Source organism: Mycetocola sp. CAN_C7 (assembly GCF_015752285.1).
Classification (GTDB): domain Bacteria; phylum Actinomycetota; class Actinomycetes; order Actinomycetales; family Microbacteriaceae; genus Mycetocola_A.
The window spans coordinates 74,850-93,979 of record NZ_JADOUY010000004.1 but is presented as its reverse complement, the minus strand read 5'-3'; the positions used below and the strand labels follow the sequence as shown (position 1 = coordinate 93,979).

The 19,130-nt window shown below is 66.5% G+C and carries 13 protein-coding genes; all 13 read right to left on the bottom strand.

All coding sequences use genetic code 11. The features are described from left to right. Position 1: 1 nt before the first annotated feature. The 13 genes from IWX78_RS09765 to IWX78_RS09705 all read right to left on the bottom strand — a co-directional run bounded on the left by IWX78_RS09765 (position 2) and on the right by IWX78_RS09705 (position 19,107). Complete coding sequence (locus IWX78_RS09765) at positions 2-724, bottom strand: FHA domain-containing protein (protein ID WP_196833354.1); 723 nt, start codon at positions 722-724, stop codon at positions 2-4. After that, a complete protein-coding gene (locus IWX78_RS09760; RefSeq protein ID WP_196833353.1) occupies positions 721-3,279 on the bottom strand; it encodes a transglutaminase family protein in 2,559 nt (852 codons plus the stop codon). The genes IWX78_RS09765 and IWX78_RS09760 overlap by 4 nt, the downstream gene beginning before the upstream one ends. Beyond that, a complete protein-coding gene (locus IWX78_RS09755) occupies positions 3,276-4,649 on the bottom strand; it encodes a DUF58 domain-containing protein (protein WP_196833352.1) in 1,374 nt (457 codons plus the stop codon). Before IWX78_RS09755 ends, IWX78_RS09760 begins: the two co-directional genes overlap by 4 nt. Before the next feature lie 19 nt (positions 4,650-4,668). Further along, positions 4,669-5,637: an AAA family ATPase gene (locus IWX78_RS09750; protein WP_196833351.1), complete on the bottom strand. Its 969-nt coding sequence runs from the start codon at positions 5,635-5,637 to the stop codon at positions 4,669-4,671. 41 nt (positions 5,638-5,678) lie between these two features. Beyond that, positions 5,679-10,958 carry an Ig-like domain-containing protein gene (locus IWX78_RS09745; protein ID WP_196833350.1) on the bottom strand — a complete coding sequence of 1,760 codons (5,280 nt, stop codon included), beginning with the start codon at positions 10,956-10,958 and terminating at the stop codon, positions 5,679-5,681. A 134-nt stretch (positions 10,959-11,092) separates the two neighbouring features. After that, positions 11,093-11,809 carry a hypothetical protein gene (locus IWX78_RS09740; RefSeq protein WP_196833349.1) on the bottom strand — a complete coding sequence of 239 codons (717 nt, stop codon included), beginning with the start codon at positions 11,807-11,809 and terminating at the stop codon, positions 11,093-11,095. After that, complete coding sequence (locus IWX78_RS09735; RefSeq protein WP_196833348.1) at positions 11,806-13,419, bottom strand: serine/threonine protein kinase; 1,614 nt, start codon at positions 13,417-13,419, stop codon at positions 11,806-11,808. The genes IWX78_RS09740 and IWX78_RS09735 overlap by 4 nt, the downstream gene beginning before the upstream one ends. 1 nt (position 13,420) lies before the next feature. Beyond that, positions 13,421-14,791: an FHA domain-containing protein gene (locus IWX78_RS09730; protein ID WP_196833347.1), complete on the bottom strand. Its 1,371-nt coding sequence runs from the start codon at positions 14,789-14,791 to the stop codon at positions 13,421-13,423. 8 nt (positions 14,792-14,799) lie between these two features. After that, the gene (locus IWX78_RS09725) at positions 14,800-15,633 is read right to left on the bottom strand and encodes a PP2C family protein-serine/threonine phosphatase (RefSeq protein ID WP_196833346.1); all 834 of its coding nucleotides are present in this window, start codon (positions 15,631-15,633) and stop codon (positions 14,800-14,802) included. A 22-nt stretch (positions 15,634-15,655) separates the two neighbouring features. Then, positions 15,656-16,570: a hypothetical protein gene (locus tag IWX78_RS09720; protein WP_196833345.1), complete on the bottom strand. Its 915-nt coding sequence runs from the start codon at positions 16,568-16,570 to the stop codon at positions 15,656-15,658. Continuing rightward, complete coding sequence (locus tag IWX78_RS09715; protein WP_196833344.1) at positions 16,570-17,127, bottom strand: hypothetical protein; 558 nt, start codon at positions 17,125-17,127, stop codon at positions 16,570-16,572. The genes IWX78_RS09720 and IWX78_RS09715 overlap by 1 nt, the downstream gene beginning before the upstream one ends. Further along, positions 17,124-17,717, bottom strand: a complete 594-nt coding sequence (locus tag IWX78_RS09710; protein ID WP_196833343.1) for a hypothetical protein — start codon at positions 17,715-17,717, stop codon at positions 17,124-17,126. Before IWX78_RS09710 ends, IWX78_RS09715 begins: the two co-directional genes overlap by 4 nt. A 46-nt stretch (positions 17,718-17,763) precedes the next feature. Continuing rightward, complete coding sequence (locus IWX78_RS09705) at positions 17,764-19,107, bottom strand: hypothetical protein (RefSeq protein ID WP_196833342.1); 1,344 nt, start codon at positions 19,105-19,107, stop codon at positions 17,764-17,766. Positions 19,108-19,130: the final 23 nt, after the last annotated feature.

Genomic DNA, 19,130 nt, shown 5'->3' with positions numbered 1-19,130 from the left:
CTCAGTCGAGCGCGACGCGTACCCGGTATTCACCGAACCGCACGTCGGATCCGGCAGGCATGGGAGTGGCGACCTCTGGGGTGCAGAGCGTCTCGGTGCCGTCGGCGGCAACGAGCACCGTTCCATTCGTCGAGTTGAGGTCGATGACCCAGACGCGGCCCTCAGAGAGTCCGAGGATGGCGTGCGTCTTCGACACACTGCGCTCGACATCGTGGAGCGTGGCCCTTGCGGTCACGCCGTAGCCCTCCTGCTCCTGGGGGTCGCGACCGACGATGAGCCCGGCAGCCAGCGGAAGAACGGTGCCGTCAGGCAGGACGAGACGAGGATTACCGGATGCCGCAGCGACCGGCGCGGTGACGGGGGCGGCGGGATCCGCCGCCGGAGCGACTCCGGGTGCGGGGGCGAACGGTGTCGGGGCGACCCCGAACTCCGGACGGGCAACGGGCACCGGCGCCGCGTGGTCCGACGACGGAACCGTGTCGAGCGACGGCTCCATGCCCGGCGGCATCCCGATCCGACGCACAGATGTGTCACCTCGGTCGGCAGAGGCGGGCGTGGCGATCGGCGGAGCGGGCGGCGGCGCCTGCGCGGGAGCGGCTGGTGCGTGCGTGGCTTCGAGCTCGGGTGGTGGCGGCGTCTGTGCGGGAGGCGCCTGCGGGTCGGGGGTGGGCAGCGGTGGACGCGGCGGGATGGCATAGCCGTTCCACTCGTTCGTTTCGCTCATTTCTTCCTCCCACCCCGTCGGCCGGCTGAGCCGCCACGCCCGGGGGCGGTGAGGCGTTCCACGACGGTCTGGCCCGAGTTCACCCGGAAGCGGCTGACCTGCCGACGCCACCAGCCTACCGCTGCGCCTGCGCGCTCACTCGACTCCGTCGTCGTCGTCCAGAGCTCGTCGATCCGCTCGTCGGAGACATCCTGTCCGGCCCAGACCGCCTCGTCCGTGCCGTGTGCCAGGCGCGTGAGCGTCGCGACTCCCCCTGGCTGTTCGCCGGTGGCACCCGCTGGGTCGCCTGACGGCTCGGGCGATGCGACGGAATCGAACTGGCTGCCGAGATCCTCGGCGAACATACGACGGGTGCCGATCTCGGGTACAGCGAAACCGTACTCCGCATACCGGTCGAGCAGTTCGTCCCAGGCGCCGGCAGCACGGGCATCCGATGTCTCGGCTTCGAGCCGCCGCTTCATCCGCCTGCGTTTGATGGCTGCGATGATGAGCACAGGCACGAAGTAGAGCAGCAGGGGGATGCCGATCGCTGCGGCCAGGATCCAGACCCACAGCGGGAGAACGAACGCGTCGTCGTTCCTGTCGTCGTCTTCGCTGTCGTTGATGTCGACCTCGGTCAGCAGATCATCGTCCTGCTTCTCCGCACGCGGAGGCTGCCGTACCTGCGGTTGCGGCTCGGTCTTCGGCTTCGGGTTCTGGTCCTGCGGAATCTCTTTTTCGTCCGGGGTGGGCGAGAAGCTGACCCAGCCGACACCCTCGAACGGCACCTCGACCCACGCGGTGACATCGTCTCCGGTCACCGTGACCGATTCACCTTCCTGAACGTCCTTGGGCGCGAACCCCATGACCACCCTGGCCGGGAAACCCAGCGATCGTGCCATGAGCGCGAACGCGGCGGCGAACTGTTCCTCGTCACCGATCATCTGATTGCGGGTGAAGAGTTCTTCGATCCGATCCGCGCCGTGGCCGGCCCGCGACGGCACACTGTCAGAAGCGAGTCCGTGGCTGAGGAATCCGTTGATCTTCACGGCCTGTTCCATGGCACGCAGCTGTTCGATCGGTGTCGTTGCTGTGCCCACATACTCTGCGGCCTTCGCCGCCACGACGTCCGGCACCCGCTCGACGAGCGGGAGCTCGACGGAGGCGACGGGGACGTTCTTGAGTGCGTCTTCGCTGAACTCGTCCTGCACGTCGGAGGTGAAGCTGTACTCGTAGCCGTTTTCGACCCCGGACGTGAGCACGGTCGTCGCCGTCGCGGCGTTGTAGCGCAGATCCTGCGACTTGTCGGTCGGGGTCGTCGGCAGAGCCAGCGTTTCCGGGTAGCCGACGACCGGCAGCCACACACCGGAGTATCCGGCGATCTCGATGGTGACCGACCGGCCGGCGGACGACTCGATGAGCGGGGGCGCTGGAAGTTCCGCGCCGACGAGGCGGAACGATCCCGACCCCTCGGCCTGATCTTCCGGACCGGAGACGTCCCACAGCCGACCGTCGTAGCTGTCCATGACCGCAAGACGGATGCGGTCGGATGCCGTGAGCCCGGTGACCCGGAACAGGTCGCTCTCACCCAGGTCCTTCGTGTACTTGCGGAATCCGCTGAGCGGGCTGGGGTAGTCCTGTGGGTCGAACGGCGGAACGACCTCTTCGCGGAGGACGAAGCGGGACTCGGGAGCTGGAATGAGGATCGAACCGGCGATGGTGGCGACCAGCACCGCAGCGACGGCGACGATCGCGCTGCCGATGAGCTTGGACCGGTTGAGCCCGCGGCGCTCCTGCAGGCTGGCGTTCTGCGCTGCGCCCCGCCTCCAGCCGAGCCAGAGGAGAGCGAGAACGGCGAAGGCGATTCCCCGCACGCTCGCGAGGTACGGCGTCGAGGTGCCGTAGAGCACGCTGAGAACGTAGAGCAGCGCGGGGCCGAGAAGCAGAACGGCGAGCCTCGTCGCTGAGCGGTCATGGCGAGGGAGCCAGCGCAGGGCGAGGACGGCGCTGACGAGTCCGACCAGCCAGGCGGCGACGTACGGCAGAACGGTGATGTAGTCCGGCGCACCGACCGGGGCGCCGAGGGTGACGATGTCTGTCCAGCCGAAGACGGACCCCAAAGCGAGTCCGCGCAGGGTGACGAGGTTCGGGAGCACTGCGAAGGTCGCGTCTGCCGGCATCGCCAGCGCGCTCCCGAACACGAAATACAGGGCGATCGCACCGAGCCCGGTGAAGAACGCATTGAGCCGGAACAGATGAGACAGGTACCCCGCTGCGGTTCCGATGAGAAGGCCGCCGAGTCCGGCGAGGAGGTAGCCGTTGCCGCCGAACGCCGGGGCGAGGCCCCAGATGCCGAGCGCAGCCAGCGCAGAAACCACCGCAAGGTCCTGCCAGGCACCGGCCGAAACCGTTCCGCCGGCAAGCTTCGGGGCGGGAGCGGCCGGTGTCCGGGCCGCCTTCGGTGCCTTTGGTGCCTTTGGTGCCTTCGGCTGTTGAGGCGCCTTCGGCTGTTTGGCTGCGCTCGTACCGCCGCCCGGCGGCGTGCCGTCGGGCGGGTTGGGAATGTTGTCGGTCATACCGCCCTCGCCATCACCCGGGGAAGATCACCGAGGGCTCCGAGCGTCACGATGGAGAGTCCGGCGACGTCCTGGATCCGCGGACGCGAGCCGTGGTCGATTTTCAGGGCGATGACGTTCGTCTCCCCTCCGAAGAGTCGCTGGATCGCCCGGTAGTCCGGGGCATCCATGCCGGATCCTGCGACGATGACGACGACGCTGGGCGGCGGAAGTCGCTTGGTCGCCTCACGGGCGAAATCACGCGGGGTGGCCGTGGAACCGAAGACCTTCTCGACGCGGCAGCTGTCGTCGAGCAGGGAGGTCACCGAGTGCGTCTTGAGAATGCGCCCCTCGGTCACGACGCTGATCTGGGTACCGTCGCGGATGACCTGGGAACCGATGGATGCCGTCACGGACACCGCGAGTTCGAACTCGTCATCGTTCGCGTAGTACCTCTCGTCGCTCGTGTGAACGATCGTCAGCTGGCTGCGCCGGGATTCCTCGAACTGACGGACCATGAGCTGCCCGGTGCGGGCCGACGTACGCCAGTGAACGTACCGGACGTCGTCTCCTGTCACGTACGCGCGCAGGGCGTGGAACGAAATGTCGTTGTTGGTGATCTTCTTGGTGATCTGGCCCTCGAGGTCGCGAACGAGGCCGGCGGCCGTCGGGTGGAGACGCGTGGTCACCGGGTGAACGAACAGTTCGATCTGGTCGGTCCAACGCACGGCTCGCCGGAACAGTCCGAGCTGGTCGCCGCGGACCGAGACGGCTGGTCCGGCCAGAATGACTGCTCGCTTGTTCGTCGGGACGGCGAAGAGTTCCTCGGTCTCTGCACCGGGCGCGAGCGACGAGATCGCGAACTCGGCGAGTCCCTCGCCGACCGGCACCTCGAGCGTGGTCGCCGTCGCCTGCTTCTTGCCGATGTTGGTGACGAGGACGCGACCGATGGCGCGCTCCCCGACGGTGACGCGCCGGGGGTTGAGGTTGATGTCGACCGAATATGAGGCCCGACCGATGAGAAAGAGGGCCGCGACCGCGAGAGCGGCGAAAAGGGTGAGCGCAACGACGGTGAGTTCGGCCCAGCCGAGCAGCACCCCAGCGACAAGAGCCACGACGGCGCTACCGAGCACGAGCGCTCCGAGCCCGCTGATGATGCCGAGGTACGGTTTGACCCGGCCCCAGCCCCAGCCGACCCACGACGAAACGATGCGCCAGAGGGCGGATACCGGAGCGGCGACCGCCCGACCGACGGCCCGGACCCTGGAGAGGTCGAGCGTACGACGACGCTTCACCGGAGCGGGGCTCGCCGGCGTGACCGCTTCCGTTTCGGGGCGCGGTCCAGCCACGGCCGGCTCATCGAGCACAGGCGTTTCGAGGCTTGTCGTCATGGGCGCGGATTCAGGGTGTCTAGGCGGCGCGGTAGGCGGGAACGGGCAACTCGACGAGGATGCCCGAGATCACGTCTTCGGCCTTGACCCCGGCGAACTCGCTCTCGGCATCCACGATGAGGCGGTGCGCGAGCACCGGCACGGCGAGCGTGTTGACGTCGTCAGGGGTCGCATATGCGCGACCGTGGGCGAGCGCCCAGGTTTTGATTATCCGGGCGAGGGCAAGCCCCCCACGCATGCTCACGCCGAGCGCGACATCCTTGTGCGAACGGGTGGCGTGGACGATGTCCGTGATGTATTCCATCACCGAACGGTCGACGTGCACGGCGGATGCCAGCTGGGACATCGCGATGAGCGACGGTCCCCCGATGATCGGGCTGATCTGTGACGCCCTGGACCGGTTGGCTGAGTCGAGAAGCAGGTCGACGGCCGTCGAACGGTCGGGGTACCCGAGCGAGGTCTTGATGAGGAAGCGGTCGAGCTGAGCCTCAGGGAGCTTGTAGGTTCCGGCCTGCTCCACCGGGTTCTGGGTCGCTATCACCATGAACGGCTTGCCGACGGGGTAGCTTTCACCGTCGACGGTGACCACCCCTTCCTCCATCACCTCGAGGAGAGCGGACTGGGTTTTCGGCGACGCACGGTTGATCTCATCGGCCAGAACAACGGACGCGAAGATCGGACCCTTGTGGAACTCGAACTTGTTCGTCGACTGGTTGTAGATGGTGACACCGGTGACGTCGGATGGCAGCAGGTCAGGAGTGAACTGGATGCGCGAATTGGTGCCTTCGAGCGTGTTGGCCAGGGCCTTGGCGAGCACGGTCTTGCCGGTGCCGGGGAAATCCTCGAGGAGCACGTGACCCTCCGAGAGCATCGAGGCGAGAACGAGTTTGATCGTCTCCTCCTTGCCGAGGATGGCCTGGCCCACGTTGGTGACGAGGGAATCGAATGCGCCGGCGAACCACTCCGACTGCTCTTGCGTTACGGGCACTGAGCTTCTCTTTCTGTGGGGGAAGTATGGACGATCTGGTGTTAGGGGAACGGGTAGCTTCCGCTGGTCTTTTCACCTTGGACGACGACGCGGATGCCGCACGATGGCAGTTGCGCTTGCGCCCACGCCGTGAACGTGAACGAGCCGCCAGCGCCCATCTGAACGGCGTAGGTGTTGGAGACGTCGTTCCAGGTGCCGCCGCTGCAGTACTGCGGAGTCACCTGATAGGAACCGGCAGGCCAGTCGCTCCAGGAGAAGGCGACCCGGTAGGTGTTGGAAATCGCGCGACCCTGCGGGTCGGTGCGTGTCTGCGGTCCGTCGGTCCCCCATACCCTGGTGATGTCTTTCGTCGGTGGCGGGGGCGGCGGCTCGTTCTTGACTTCGACGCTGTTCGACCCTGCGCTCCAGGGGCCGCACCCGCCGTTGCCGCAGGCCTGGACCTGGCCGTTGCCGTATGTCCCAGCGGGGACACGGTCTGTCTTCGCCCTCTGGTTGCTCTCACCGGTGACGGTTCCTGACCCGGCGTTGGGGACTCTCCAGTTATAACGGGTGATACTTCCGCCGGTGTCCGTCGGCCTGTTCCAATTGAGCGTCAATGTCGACGGCGCCCAGTCCCCGTCGCGTGAGAGCTTCGGGGTGCTCGGAGCACTCGGTTTGCCGTATGACGTTGCCGATTGGGACGCCGACCGTTCGCTGTTGCCGACGTTGTTCGTGGCGTAGACGTTGAAGGTGTACTCGGTGCCGTTGGTTCCGGTGAAGGCGAGCACGTTGCCGGCCTGGCCTTTCTGGACGACGGTGCCACCCCCGCCGGTGCGTGTCACGGTGTACTCGGTGATCTCGGCGCCGTTGCTCGACGGCGACGGGTTGATGGTGACCCTGATCCGGTCGGCTTCGGCGACCAGTGTCGGAGCCGGCGGCTGGTCGGGAGCGCTGGTGACGGTGACGTCCGCTCGACCCTGGGCCTGCCTGTTCGGGTCCTTCGTCGCATCCTCGACCTTGTAGATCACGCTGATCTGCTGACTCTTGTCCGGTCCGGGGGTGATGATGAGGTTCGGACCGTCGATCCGCACGGTGGCGTTCGCGCCGTTGCTCACAGCCGCGGTGAGAATTTTGAGCGGCGTTTCGGGGAACGGGTTGAAGTCGTTCTGGAGCACGTTGATCGTCACGGCCTGGCTCGAGCGGCCGTCGGGATAACTGTCATCCACCGTGGACGGCAGCGGCTGCGACGACGACACCACGCGGACGTGGACAGTTCCGGGGATCGTGAAGTCGCGGTAGCTGATGGTGAAGCTCAGGGTGGTCGCTGTCCCCGGTTGCACGCCGAACGGCGCAGAGACGGTGAGCGTCGAACCGGAGAGCCCGGCGACGATCCCGCCGGTTGCCGCAGACATTCCGCTGTAGCTGAGCGCAGACAGCACCTCGGGGTTGGGGTGGTCGCTAGCGGTGCGGAGATCGAGCGTCTGCGCGGCTTCGCCGGCCTCGATCGTCAGCTCAGGCGGGGTGAACGTCGGCGGGACGTCCTTCATCTCGGGGTCGCCGACGGTGATCGGCAGGACCAGCATCGCTACGCCGGTGTTTGAGCCGTCCGTCGCCTCGAATGTGATGCTTGCCGGGCCCCGGTAGTCGAGAGCAGGGGTGAAAGTGAGCGTCTGGTCGTCCACGAAGTTCGGCGTGCCGTCGCTCTTGATGGCGCTGACGGTGTTCGCACCAGTGATGCGGATGTCCTTGCCGGTCGGCGACTCGGCGATGTCGGACAGCTTCCAGCTCTTCGTCTCGTTCATGTCGACGTACTGGGTCGGCAGGTTGAGTTTGATCCGGGGCGGGAGGCCGTCGGAGAACGGCGGAACGACGATGAACGCCGCTGAGCTGAGGTCGTCGGTCGTGTTGGTGAGCCGGTACGCGATCGCCGTTCTGGCATCACCGAGAGTGACCCGGACGAGGCCGTTCGCGAGCATCTCTGCGCTGCCCGCGTTGGGACCCTCGATGCCGATCTCGAGGTCATCGACACGTCCGCCGGCGTTGTTGGCACCCTTGGTCACATCGATGTCGATGGTCTTCTCGGCCAGTACGTCCTCGGGTTCGACGATGTGGTCGATGGCCGTCGGCGGTGCGATCGTGGCGTCCTCGGTGACCCGCACCTGCACGAATGCCGTGTCGAATCCGCCCTGGCCGTTGGTGATCTCGTATCGGACGACGAAGCTCGTCTCCTCGTCCGGGGCTTCGATCTCGACGGAGCGTTTGTTCTGCACTGTGGCGGTGATGCCCTCGGGAACGTCCTTGAGCTTCTTGCTCACCTCGATCGTGTAGCCGTTGGGATCCGAGTCGTTGCCGAGCACAGGCACGGTGGCGACGCGGCCGGGCTGCACCTCGATGGTGTCGTCGACGGCGATCGGCGGCGAGTCCTGCTCGGGTCGCTCGATGACACCGATCCGCACCGTGCCGATGGCCGTCGCGCCGTAGACGTCCTTGACCCGGTAGCTGAAGACATCCGTCCCCGCCGAACCGGGCGCCGCCGTGTAGGTGAAGCTCGTGCTCGTCGAATCGGTGACACTTCCGTAGGCCGGTGCGCTCGACAGCCCGTCGAAAATGACCGAGTCACCGTTGGGGTCGAGCCCGTCGAGGGGCACGTTGACGGTGACGGCCGAGTCTGCGAAGACCCGCGCGGTGAGCGTCTTGGGCGCTGGTTCCTCGTTGGCATCCTCGTCGATGGCCACGACGTTGAAGGTGACCGTCGCCACCGCTTTCTGCTTGAAGTCGTCGGTGACCGCGTAGATGGCCGAATAGACGCCGGGTTCGCGCGGTGCCTGGTAGCGCACACGGTCTCCGGCGACGAATGCGAGGCCGGCCTGCACGGGTTCGGCGAGGTCGGGGGAGAGTGTCATCACCGCGTTGTCGGGGTGAACGTCGTTGTCCAGTACCGGGACGCTGGCGATGTCGCCGGCACGCACGGTGACGGCGTCGTCTGCGGCGATCGGCGCCTGGTGCTTGGTCAACGGAGGCACCGGGATGATGGCCACTGTGCTGACCGCCTCGTTGACCCCGTCGGAGACGGTGTAGCTGAACTGCAGCTGTTCGGTGACGGCAGCGCTCGACGTCACCCGCACCACCGAGGAGTTGAGCACCTCGATGGAGAGCACCCGTGCCTCATCGGGGATGTCGAGAGAACGCAGGGCGAGGACCTTGCCGCTCGGCGACGCGTCGTTGGTGAGCACGTTGAGCACGGTGGGCTCGTTGGGTCGCAGGTAGCCGGTGTCGTGCACGGCGATCGGCGGCTGAACCTTTTCGGGGACGTCCTTGACATCGACCCGGATCATTCCGATGCTCGTCGCTGCACCGGCACCGACGGTGTACTGGATGTAGTAGACGCCGGTCTTGCCTGACACCACCTGCATCGAGTTGGTGTCGGGCTTGAGGGTGACCGAGAGGCCGCCCTGGAGGGCTTCAGCCCCCAGCAGCGAGAGCTGCGATCCGTTCGTCGAGAGGTCGTTCGCGATCGGGAAGGCTTCGACGGGCTCGCCGACGAACGTCTCGACGTGGTCGGGAGTACCGATCGGGTTCAGCGTGCCAGCGGCCTTCACATCGACCGTGAACGTTCCGGATGCCGTCTCGGTACCGTCGGACACGACATAGACGATGTCGCGCGGGCCGATCTGCCCCGAGGTGTGGGTGACGGTGACGAAACCTTCGTGCGAGAACCTGACGAGGTCCCCGTTGTCGCTGACCGCCGATTGAAGGAACACGTCGTCGCCGTCGGGGTCACGCCAGTCCGCGAGCGGGTTGTAGGTGATCTCCTGGCCCGCCTCGACAGACACGGCACCCTTGCGCTGCTCGACCGGCGCGGAGTTCGCTTCGGTCGGCATGATCGTGACGCTCACGTTCGCTTCGGAGACGCCCCCTGATCGGCCGTCTGAGACGGAGTAACGGAACGAGATCGTGCCCGCAGCCTGGTCGGGGTTCGGTGTGAACTGCAGTGCCCGACCACCGTCGATGAACTCGACCGTGCCCGATTCGGGCACGAGACCCTGCAGGTTGCGGCCGATGGTGAGCACATCGCCATCCGGGTCGGTGTCGTTGTCGAGCACGGGAAGGATCGTGCTCTTGCCCGGTCGGGCACCGAGGACGTCGTCTCGGGCGATCGGCGGGCGGTTCTGCTCGGTCCGGTCGGCGAGGGTGTCCTCGAACGACTGGGTCGAGGCCTTCTCGTCTCCCTCTTCGCCGTCGTCTTCCTGCGGAGGGGTGACCTCTTCCCAGTTCTGCACGAGTCGCATGTTCGCGTCGACGAGCCAGACATCTCCGGTCTGCAGGTTGTTGAGGGCGATGACGTTCTTGTTCACCCGGAATTCGAGTTTCGCTCCCTCGGCGAGCGGCTCGATGTCCTGCCGGGTCGGGGATGCTTCGCCGCAGACGGACAGGTAACGGCTCGCGCCCGACCAGGCACCGTGCGCGCAGCCGTTGAGGTTCACCGGTGACGAGACCTCGCCTGCCTTCGTGACCGGGTTCGTGATGTTGGCGTCGATCTCTTGCGGTGTGTTGTCGTTCAGCCGCGCCCGCAACAGCGACGAGCCGGTCGCGACGATGACCTCGCCACCGGTTGCGCTCACCTGCTGGATCTTCACGGCCTTCGTCGGCAGTTCGATCGCGGTCGTGGCATCCGTCACGAGGCGGTTCTTTGTGAGGTCGAGGATGACGGCCTGCTCACCCGCAGCGGTCAGCTGGTATTCCTCGAGCGCGGGGAGGTCGGTGACCTTCGGCTCGCCGCCTGCGGACGGGTAGGCGTAGAGCTTCTTCTTCTCGGGCGAGACGGCGAAGACCGTTCCCTCGCTCGAGACGACGCTCTGGGCGTCTGCGCCGAGCTTGGCGATCGGCTCGGTGTCGATGGTGGAGAAGCGCAGTTCCCCCGCGGTCGGTGTCGTCCAGAGCTCCCCGCTGTCAGGCTCGAGAATCGACAGCGTCGTCTTGCCGAGAGACAGGGCGGCGTTCGGTGGGAGTTCGGCCCGCTGGACGAGTGTGGTGAATGCCGAGTCGATCCGTTCGACACTCGATGCCGAGCGGTCGTGCAGGAGCACGTTCTCACCGTTCTGCAGGACGTCGATGTCGTTGGAGACCGTGGAAACGGCAGCGTTCAGTTCCTCGATCTGGCGGTTCAGTCGGCCCGCCTGCAGCTCGGTGCCGTTGGTGACCCAGACATCACGCGCGCTGAGATCGACGTCTGTGACCGGGAATCCGTCGTGGAGAACGGCGATGGTGACCGGGATCGCGACGAGAAGCGACAGCGCGACCACGGATGCCGTGACTTTGCGCGCCTTCAGCCACTTCAACACGTAGTCGTCCCCCCACGATCCAGACGGTTGCTGATTCCCGGATATCTCAGACAGGAACCGGGTCTACGCTAACACGCCGGTCACGCCGAAAAATGCAGTCATTTGAATGCATCGATTCGGGACCCGAACTGGGGTCAGGAATCGGTCGAACCGGGGGCTTCCGACCGTTCACGGTCGAGGAGAACGAGGTCGTCCGAATCGACGAGACGTGAGGAGACGGCGTATTCGACCAGTCGGGAACGACGCCCGGTCGCGAGCTTGCCGCGTCCCCCGCGCAGCCCGCGCACGCCGATGCGATCAAGCTTGTCGCAGACGTTGTCGAGCTTGCGGTTGAAGGCGGTCTGCGTCCAGCCGAGACGCGCAGCGGCATCCGCAGACGCGGGGATCTCACCGCGTCCGGGAGAGTCCTGCTTCAGCACGTTTTCGGCCAGCGCAACGATGAGGAGCCGCTGGCTGCTGGTGAGGTGCACCGGACCGACCGTCGTCGTCCCAGCCTGCATGGTGGTCAGCGACGTCGTGCCGAAGTACTCGGGCTCGGAGTGGATCGTGAACTCGTATGTTGTCGAGCCGGCGCTGAACATCACCTGGAGTTCGGGAAAGACGACGGGCAGTCGCGCGCCAGGGGCGAGCCAGGCCTGGACCTGGCCGGTGGTGTCTGTCACCGTCGCCGCGAGGAGGTTGCCGACGTTGGAGAGCCACCACAGGTCGTTCTCGTGGCTGATCGAGAGAAACCGGCGGTGCAGGAACGGGTTCTCGTCGATGATCAGGTCGGACTCGCGGCCGACGAAGAATGGTTCACCCGGAGTGATGTCGTACCACTCCCCGCAGAATTCGATCCGTGGTGCCTTCATTCGGTGCACATCTCCAGGGGTTCGGTCGACTGTTTGCCGGTCGTTCGACGGATCACAACGTCGATGCAGACCTGGCTGCCGTTCGTGATGCCGTCGACGACGACCGACTCCGACTCGGTCGGCACCTTGTCACCCGGGTTCGGTCCGTCGCTGCGGTACCAGATGTACCGGTCCCCGTCTTCGGGCTCGGGGTTGGTCCAGCTGAACGTCACGGCGGTGCCGTCGGCATTGAGAGAAACGGACCCGGCCTCAGGAGAGGGAACGCCGACGGTGACGATGTCGGAGCTGGGCTGGGGGGTCGGCGACGGGTCGGTCTCGGTCGGAGCGAAGATCACGGCGGTGGCGATGCCTCCGCCGATCACGAGCACGCCGGCGATCCCCGCGACGATCGGCCAGATCCGTCGGCGGGACGCGGGTTCCTGCTCTGTCGGGGCCGGTGATTCCTCGACCGGGTCCTCGACGGTCGGTCGGGGGCGGATAACGGTGTTCTCTGGCGCAGTGGCCTGCGCGTGCGGTGCCACAGACGGCATCCGTCTGATCACTGTGGGATCTGCCGGAGTCTGCGGAGACGGGTCTGGCGGCTTGGGAGCGAGGACCGGCTGAGCCTCGATGGTGGAGACGCGGCGGATCCTGGTGGCGTCACCCGACTCCGCGGCATCGGCGTCGTGCGCTCGCTCGAGGACGGTCAGGTTGGGTACATCGATTGCGGTCGGCGCATACGACAGTTCCATCTCGACCCGCTGCAGCGCCCGAGCGAAGTCGACGGCGGTGGCGAACCGGTCTTCGGCCGAGACGGCCATGCCCTTGTTCAGGATCGAGATGAGCGAACGGGGGATGTCTGTGCGGGTGATCGGTGTGACGGTGCCGCGTTCGATTCTGCCGATCAGGTCGACGGTTCCGTTTGGTTTGCCAGGCACCTCGAACGGGGTATGACCGACGAGCAGGGTGTACAGGGTGGCTGCGAGCGAGAAGACATCGCTACGGACGTCTGGCTGCGGGTGATCGTCGAACATCTCGGGGGGCGACCACGGGATCGACATCCCAATGGTCCCCGTTGCTGTACCCGCTCCCGCCGCGTTCATGGCGTCTCGCGTCGTCGTGTTCACCGGGAGGTCGATGTCGACGGCGCTCGATATACCGAAGTCGGTGAGCGCCGGCCAGCCGTAGTTGTTCGTGAGAACGTTGGCCGGCTTGATGTCACGGTGCAGGATGCCCGCAGCGTGAGCCGTCGCAACGGCACTCGACAGCCGCACACCGGTGCGGAGCGCGTCTGCGACGCCGAACCGGGCTCGTTTGTACTGCTCGGCCAGGCTCGGCCCTGAGCAGTACTCCATGACGAAATACGGACGACCGTCCGCGGCGACAGCCGCGTTGTAGATGGTGACGATGTACGGGTGGGCGGAGAGCTGGGCCATGAGGTTCGCTTCGGCCACGAACGCCGCCTGAGACGTGTCGCTGAGGTCCTCGGATGCGAGCACCTTCACCGCGACGAGCCGCTTCGGGAGCTCCTGCTCGTAGAGGTAGACGTCGCTGAACCCGCCGGAACCGAGCAGCCTGCTGTAACGCAGCCCAGGGAGTTCCGGCGGAGTTGCGACCTGCCGTGCGGCCACCCTATGCCTCGCTCACGGTGAGGGCGATCTCACTGCCAAGATCGATGACGGTTCCCGTGATCACCGGTGTCGGCTCCCCCGCACGCAACAGTTGCGGGAGTTTGCCCGGGGCGATCACGTGGGTTCCGTTGCTCGAGTGAAGATCGGTGACGACCACCGTGTCCCCCTCGACGGCGACCCGCACATGGCTCCGCGAGATGTCGTCGCCGGTCAGGGTGACGAGGTGCGGCAGCACGGATGCCGGCACGTTCGACACGCTCGGCGCGCGGCCGAGGATGACCGGAGCGCTCAACGGCTGCCGCCCGCCGTCGGGAAGTTCGAGAACGTAGCTGTGCGGGGCCTCGCGAACAGGATTCTCGGAGGCTTGCTGCTCAGGTTTGTGCGCTCTGGCCTGTGAACGCGCAGCCGAGATATCAGCAGCGAGAACGGTCCGGCCATCGTGGTCTCCGCCCTGTGCTGGCGGCTTCTCCTGCCGCTGTGCGGCTCGGGTGGAATCGAGGAAGGCGGGCACGGGGGCAACCGGCCCGCTGTCGGGCGTGGTGGCCGTCGCCGACCCGTCTGGTGCAGGCAGTCCTGCGGCGGCGCCGACCGGTCGGAACACCGTCGCGCCGAAGAGATAGTCGTACCCTTCCGGTTCGGCGGCGGCCGCGGCTGGCTGCTCGGTACCGCCCTGAGCAGTGTCGATTCCGGTGCGGGTCGAGGTATGGAATACTCGCGTTTCTTCGTGCGAGATCTCGGCTGGGCGAGAGTCGGGTGCCGCTGATTCGCGCGCCGCCGGTTCGGCGGCCGAGGATGTCGTGGCCGGAGGGGACGCGTGTGCCGGAGCGCTCGACCCTGCGAGAGCCTGCGGCGCAGCAGTGACCGTCGGAGCCTCAGCGGGCGTCTGGGCCTGCCCGCCAGAAGCGGGGGGGCTGACGGATGCCGTCAGCCGAATGCGCGATACCCAGGCCGCTCCGGCGACGAGGGGAAGTTCAGGAGCGGTCGCGGCGCTGTCGTCGACGTCGACACGGAAGCCGGTCGGGTTCTCGATCACCTGCTCCGTCCAGGTCGTCACGCCACGCGACGAGATCTCGAGGGGGCCATCCGCGGTTTCGACGGTGACACGAGCGTCACCGCGGACGATGACCCCGAGTCCCTGGCCGCCCAGATCGCCGTCGACCCAGAACAGGAGAGCGAACGGTCCTGTCGCACCGAGTCCCTGGGCGGTGAGGACCTCGAGCACCTGTTGCACCGATGTTTCGGGATCTCCCGTCGCTGCGAGCACACCGACCCGGTCTCCGCCATCGGCGACCCGGGCGACGAGCAGACGACCGGCGGTGGCGACTGCCAACCAGTTCTGCGCGCTCGCAGGTTCATAGGAATACCCGGTCATGCCACCCCTCACACTCTCGGCAGGGTCTGCTCAAGGTAACCGAGAGACCGGTTTTCATGATATCCCGGGCGCGGCGGCATGGTGTCGACCGCGCGGGAGTCGACGACCACAACGGTGACGTTGTCGTGCGCCCCGGCGTCGAGAGCCAACTGGGTGAGCCGGTCTGCGGCCTCATGGACGCCTGCCCTGAGCACGTCGGCGATCTGCTCCGTCGACACTTCTCTCGTGAGACCGTCCGAGCAGAGGACGAAGACCTGGTGTTCGGAGGCGGGGAGCAGCCAGACGTCAGGGTCGGCATCCGTCTCGACTCCCACCGCCCGGGTGACCACGTTTCGTTCGGGGTGCGACAACGCCTCGAGCGGAGTGATGGTCCCGGCGTCGATGAGTTCCTGGACGGCTGAGTGATCGACAGTGACCTGGCGGAGCTGATCGTTGTCCCAGAGGTACACGCGAGAATCACCGATGTTGAAGGCCATCCAGTGGCAGTCTGCCTGGCTCGACAGTGTGACGAGCGCCAGCCCCGCCACGGTTGTGCCTGCGATCCCGGACTGCTCCGCCCAGCTCATGATGTATGAGTTCGCAGCGGTGATCGCGGTGAACACGGCTTCAGGTGTGGTGGGCTGCCCCGGACGGATGCTGTGCGACAGCTGGTGCACCATTGCCTGACTGGCCAGGTCACCGCGGGTGTGGCCTCCCATGCCATCGGCAACGGCGAAGATCGGTGACGACGCCAGGAGGCTGTCCTCGTTGTGCTCGCGGACGTGCCCGGTTTCGGTGCGTCCGGTCACGGCGATGGTCACGATCGACCTGGGGGTCGTGATGGTTTCGACGAGTGCAGCCATGCCAGCCAATCTGGGTCTTCGGTTAGAGCGGAAGGTCGTAGCGGAGTTCGCCTCGCGAACTCGTGCGCAGCTCGCGGATCGAGGCGGTTTCGAGGATGCCGCGTTTCTCCACGGACGCGACTCCAGCGGCGACAGCGGCGTCGAGCGCCGTCCGAGCCGAGGGGTCGAGGCTGCTGAAAACCCGTTCGGCCTCGACACGGCAGACGGCGATGAGATCGCCCAGCTGCACGCGAAGGTCGGCGCGCAGAGCGTCTTCGCGTTCGCGTCGCGCGGCACGTTGCCGGAGTTCCGCCGACCGGGCGCCGGCTCCCCTGACGACGAGCACAGTCGCGAACACACCCGACGAGATCAGCGTGCCGATGGTCAGGGCGGTGATGAGGAATCCGGCGTCGGTGTCCGTGCCGTACCGCCAGTAGCCGGCGAGCGCAGACGCGAAGAGAAGAACGGCGGTCAGCATCACCAGGTACCAGCTCTGCGTGCCGCTCTGCTGGGACCCGGCGGCGCGGGACGAACTCACGAAGTGCAGGCCGGCGGCGACGACCCCGAGGACGGATGCTCCGATGAGGGCACCCGATGTGGGAACAGAGGGGCCTGAACGTCCGCCGGCGAGCAGGAGCCCGATACTGACGGCGGCGAACAGGAACGCCCAGACGTCGAGTGTCACCGGATGCCTGCGACGGTAGGTCTCCGAGGCGGCGTCCTGCCGCCGGGCGAGCTCCGATCCAAGCGCCGAGGACGCTCGGTTGAATCGGCGGTCGATGTCGGTCAGCTTGCGAGCGGCGAGAGCGTCGAGCTGAGCGATCGCGAGGTTCTCGAACTCCCGCATCACGTCGGCAGGTGGGCTCACCTCGGTGAGCGGCATACTCGCACCACGCGTCACGACAACGGAGACGGCGCGGGCGCCCGGCGTTCCGTCGGTTCCGGCGTCGAGGCGCATCAGGGTTCGAGCCGTATCCCGCGCACGAGTCCGTCGAGGAACGGCTGCATCAGCGCCGCGTCCTGCAGCCCGTCGGCCGTCCCGCTGACCGTGACGACGCATCCGTCTCGGTTGAAGGCGTAGTTGTACCGACCAGCGGCCGAGCTGCCGTCGCTCGCCCCGATGACGACTGCCGCCCGGCGCCCGGCGCCGAGGTTGTCTGTTGCGAAGTCCTCGATGAGAGGGGGCAGCTGGGCGAGGTGGTCGGCGGACGCTTCATGGTCGAGGTCGATGACGTCGTCAGGCGTTCCGACATAGATGCTCGCCATCCCGAGCACCGGCAGCGTTCGCGGGCAGAACAGCAGGGTCTGCGATGTGCCTGCAACGCGTGCTCCGCGGGCGCCGATCGCGAACTCGTGCACGGCGGCACGCGCGTCGTCGGTGAGATTGCCGAGGTCTGCCTCGAAATCCGCGACCAGACTGTCGAGCCATGCGCCTTCGGTCACCCAGGTGTCGTCAGGAAAACTTTCCGGCACGGGGAACCAGGCGGCCGAGTCGTACTCGATCGTGTATTTCATGAGTTCTGGGGCTCCCACGCGAAGGTGCTGATGATCGTGTCGCTGAGCAGGGTGATGTCGTCGAGAAGTTCTTCGTTCTCGACGTCCTCCCCGGTCGGGTACGGGATCGTGGTCGTGAACTGCACGGCTGACCGCCTCTCGGTGCCGGGAACGGCGACGAGATAGTTGAGGTTCCGCGATGACGAACCGCTCAGCCTGCCGGTGTGCTCCACGTCGGAGCGCCAGCGCACGATCGCCCGATCGTCGGTGAGGAACTCCGCCTTCTGTTCGCGAAAGAGTGAGGTCACCTGACGGTCGAGCGTTCCCCCGAGCTGCCCCTGGGCGACCGCGGCGGTCATCGACATCGGGAGCACCTCGTCGGCCGGAACGGACGTCTGCAGGTAGAGGGCGAAGACTCCCCCCTGCTTCATTTTGTGCAGGGAGACACCCATCAGCTGGCTGAACTCACTGTCGAGGTCAGGCCGGTGCTGCGACTGGAAGACCTCGCGCGCCCGTTCGATGAGCATCGTGACGCTCTCGCGGTCGGCGGGCTTTTCCTCCCAGCCGGCTGGGAGGATCAGTCGAAACGGGGGGACGTCGTTCAGTGCCATCGGTGCAACCCTATCCGGTCGGTGTCGTCGATCTGCCGTTGTGCCGCTAGCGGGTGAGCTGTTCCCGCCAGGCGTCCACCGGGTCGGGCGACGTCATGGCGACGACGTCATTGACCCGGGCTTCGACCTGGCGTTCCTTCTTGACGGCGAACTCAGCCACGTTGAAGATGGCCTCGCTCGTCGGTACGCCCTTCGAGCCGCTTGCGATGACATCGGCGAGGACGCCGAGGTGCGGGGTGACGACCCTCTGGTGGTGGGCAGAGAGGTTGGCGAAGTTCTCAGCGAACGCCACCGAGTACCCCCTGCTCGACCCGCCGACGATGCGACTGATGATGTTGCGGGGTCCCGCTCCGCCGAAGTTCGAGAACTCCGAACCGAACCGGGCGGCGAGGCCGTCCGCGGCACGCTGGCCAAGGCCTCCACCTGCGCGGAAACCAGAGGCATTGTCTGCGAGGCCGGAGAGAGCCCGCATCCGGCGGAACGGTGTCACCGTGTCGACGAACGGACCGGTGAAGAACTCGGTCAGGCCGGTGAGACGCTTGCCCTTCTGGAAGAGCTTGCCCAGTTTGCCGAACGGAAGGATCCCGACGACGGCCCACGCGACGTCCCCTGCTCCACGCCTGCCCTTGGCGGCGAGGTATATCGTCCCGATCAGGGCGATGATTCCGACTACGGCAGCGATGGCCGCGATGATCGGGCCGCCGATGATGAGGGCGGCGATGGCGAGGGCGACACCGACCCAGCTGAGAACTTCGAGCACGACCTCGACGACACCCGCGAGGTTGTCTGTCCAGTCGTCGGTGACGTTGCCCTCTGTTGCGTCATTGATCGCCGAGAGGGCGTCGTCGTACGCAGCGTCCCAGGTATCCCACTCGACGTCGAACAGCCGCAGCTGTTCGTCGAGTGCATCCTGCGCGTCCCCGGCTGCGGTGTCCGCGGCGGTCGCTGCGTCGTCGAGTTCCGTGTTCGCGGTGGCCGCTGCCGTATCGTCCGGGGCGGGTTCCGGAGCCGAATCGGCGGTCTCCGCTGCCGAGACGGCTGCGGATCTCTTCGTATCGAGCTCCTGCTTGGCGGTCTCGGCTTCGGTGACGATGCGCCGCATGGCGATCTGCACTGAATCGAGTATGCGGCCGTAATTCTTCATGGCGGTGCCGGTTGGCTTGTAGCGCTCACCGGCGAGCTTCAGTTCCTCGTGGACGTCGCCGACTTCTTTCTGAATCCGCTCGATGGAACGGCCCTTTTCTTCGGTCGCCCCTTCGCCGATCTCGCGGAGCACGTCTGAGGCACCCTCCATCTGATCGCCGAGGTCCTCGATCTCACGACCGCGGTCCTGGATGCCTGCCGCGTTGCCGACGATGACAGCGACGTTGTGCCCGTTCTTGGTTTCCATCTGCTGAGCTCCGCGCTGTGTTC

Bases quoted from the DNA above. Each gene is read 5' to 3' on its own strand.
- IWX78_RS09725 (WP_196833346.1), bottom strand. From the start codon at position 15,633: ATGGCTGCACTCGTCGAAACCATCACGACCCCCAGGTCGATCGTGACC.
- IWX78_RS09730 (WP_196833347.1), bottom strand. From the start codon at position 14,791: ATGACCGGGTATTCCTATGAACCTGCGAGCGCGCAGAACTGGTTGGCA.
- IWX78_RS09760 (WP_196833353.1), bottom strand. From the start codon at position 3,279: ATGACCGACAACATTCCCAACCCGCCCGACGGCACGCCGCCGGGCGGC.
- IWX78_RS09765 (WP_196833354.1), bottom strand. From the start codon at position 724: ATGAGCGAAACGAACGAGTGGAACGGCTATGCCATCCCGCCGCGTCCA.
- IWX78_RS09710 (WP_196833343.1), bottom strand. From the start codon at position 17,717: ATGGCACTGAACGACGTCCCCCCGTTTCGACTGATCCTCCCAGCCGGC.
- IWX78_RS09705 (WP_196833342.1), bottom strand. From the start codon at position 19,107: ATGGAAACCAAGAACGGGCACAACGTCGCTGTCATCGTCGGCAACGCG.
- IWX78_RS09755 (WP_196833352.1), bottom strand. From the start codon at position 4,649: ATGACGACAAGCCTCGAAACGCCTGTGCTCGATGAGCCGGCCGTGGCT.
- IWX78_RS09720 (WP_196833345.1), bottom strand. From the start codon at position 16,570: ATGCGCCTCGACGCCGGAACCGACGGAACGCCGGGCGCCCGCGCCGTC.
- IWX78_RS09715 (WP_196833344.1), bottom strand. From the start codon at position 17,127: ATGAAATACACGATCGAGTACGACTCGGCCGCCTGGTTCCCCGTGCCG.
- IWX78_RS09740 (WP_196833349.1), bottom strand. From the start codon at position 11,809: ATGAAGGCACCACGGATCGAATTCTGCGGGGAGTGGTACGACATCACT.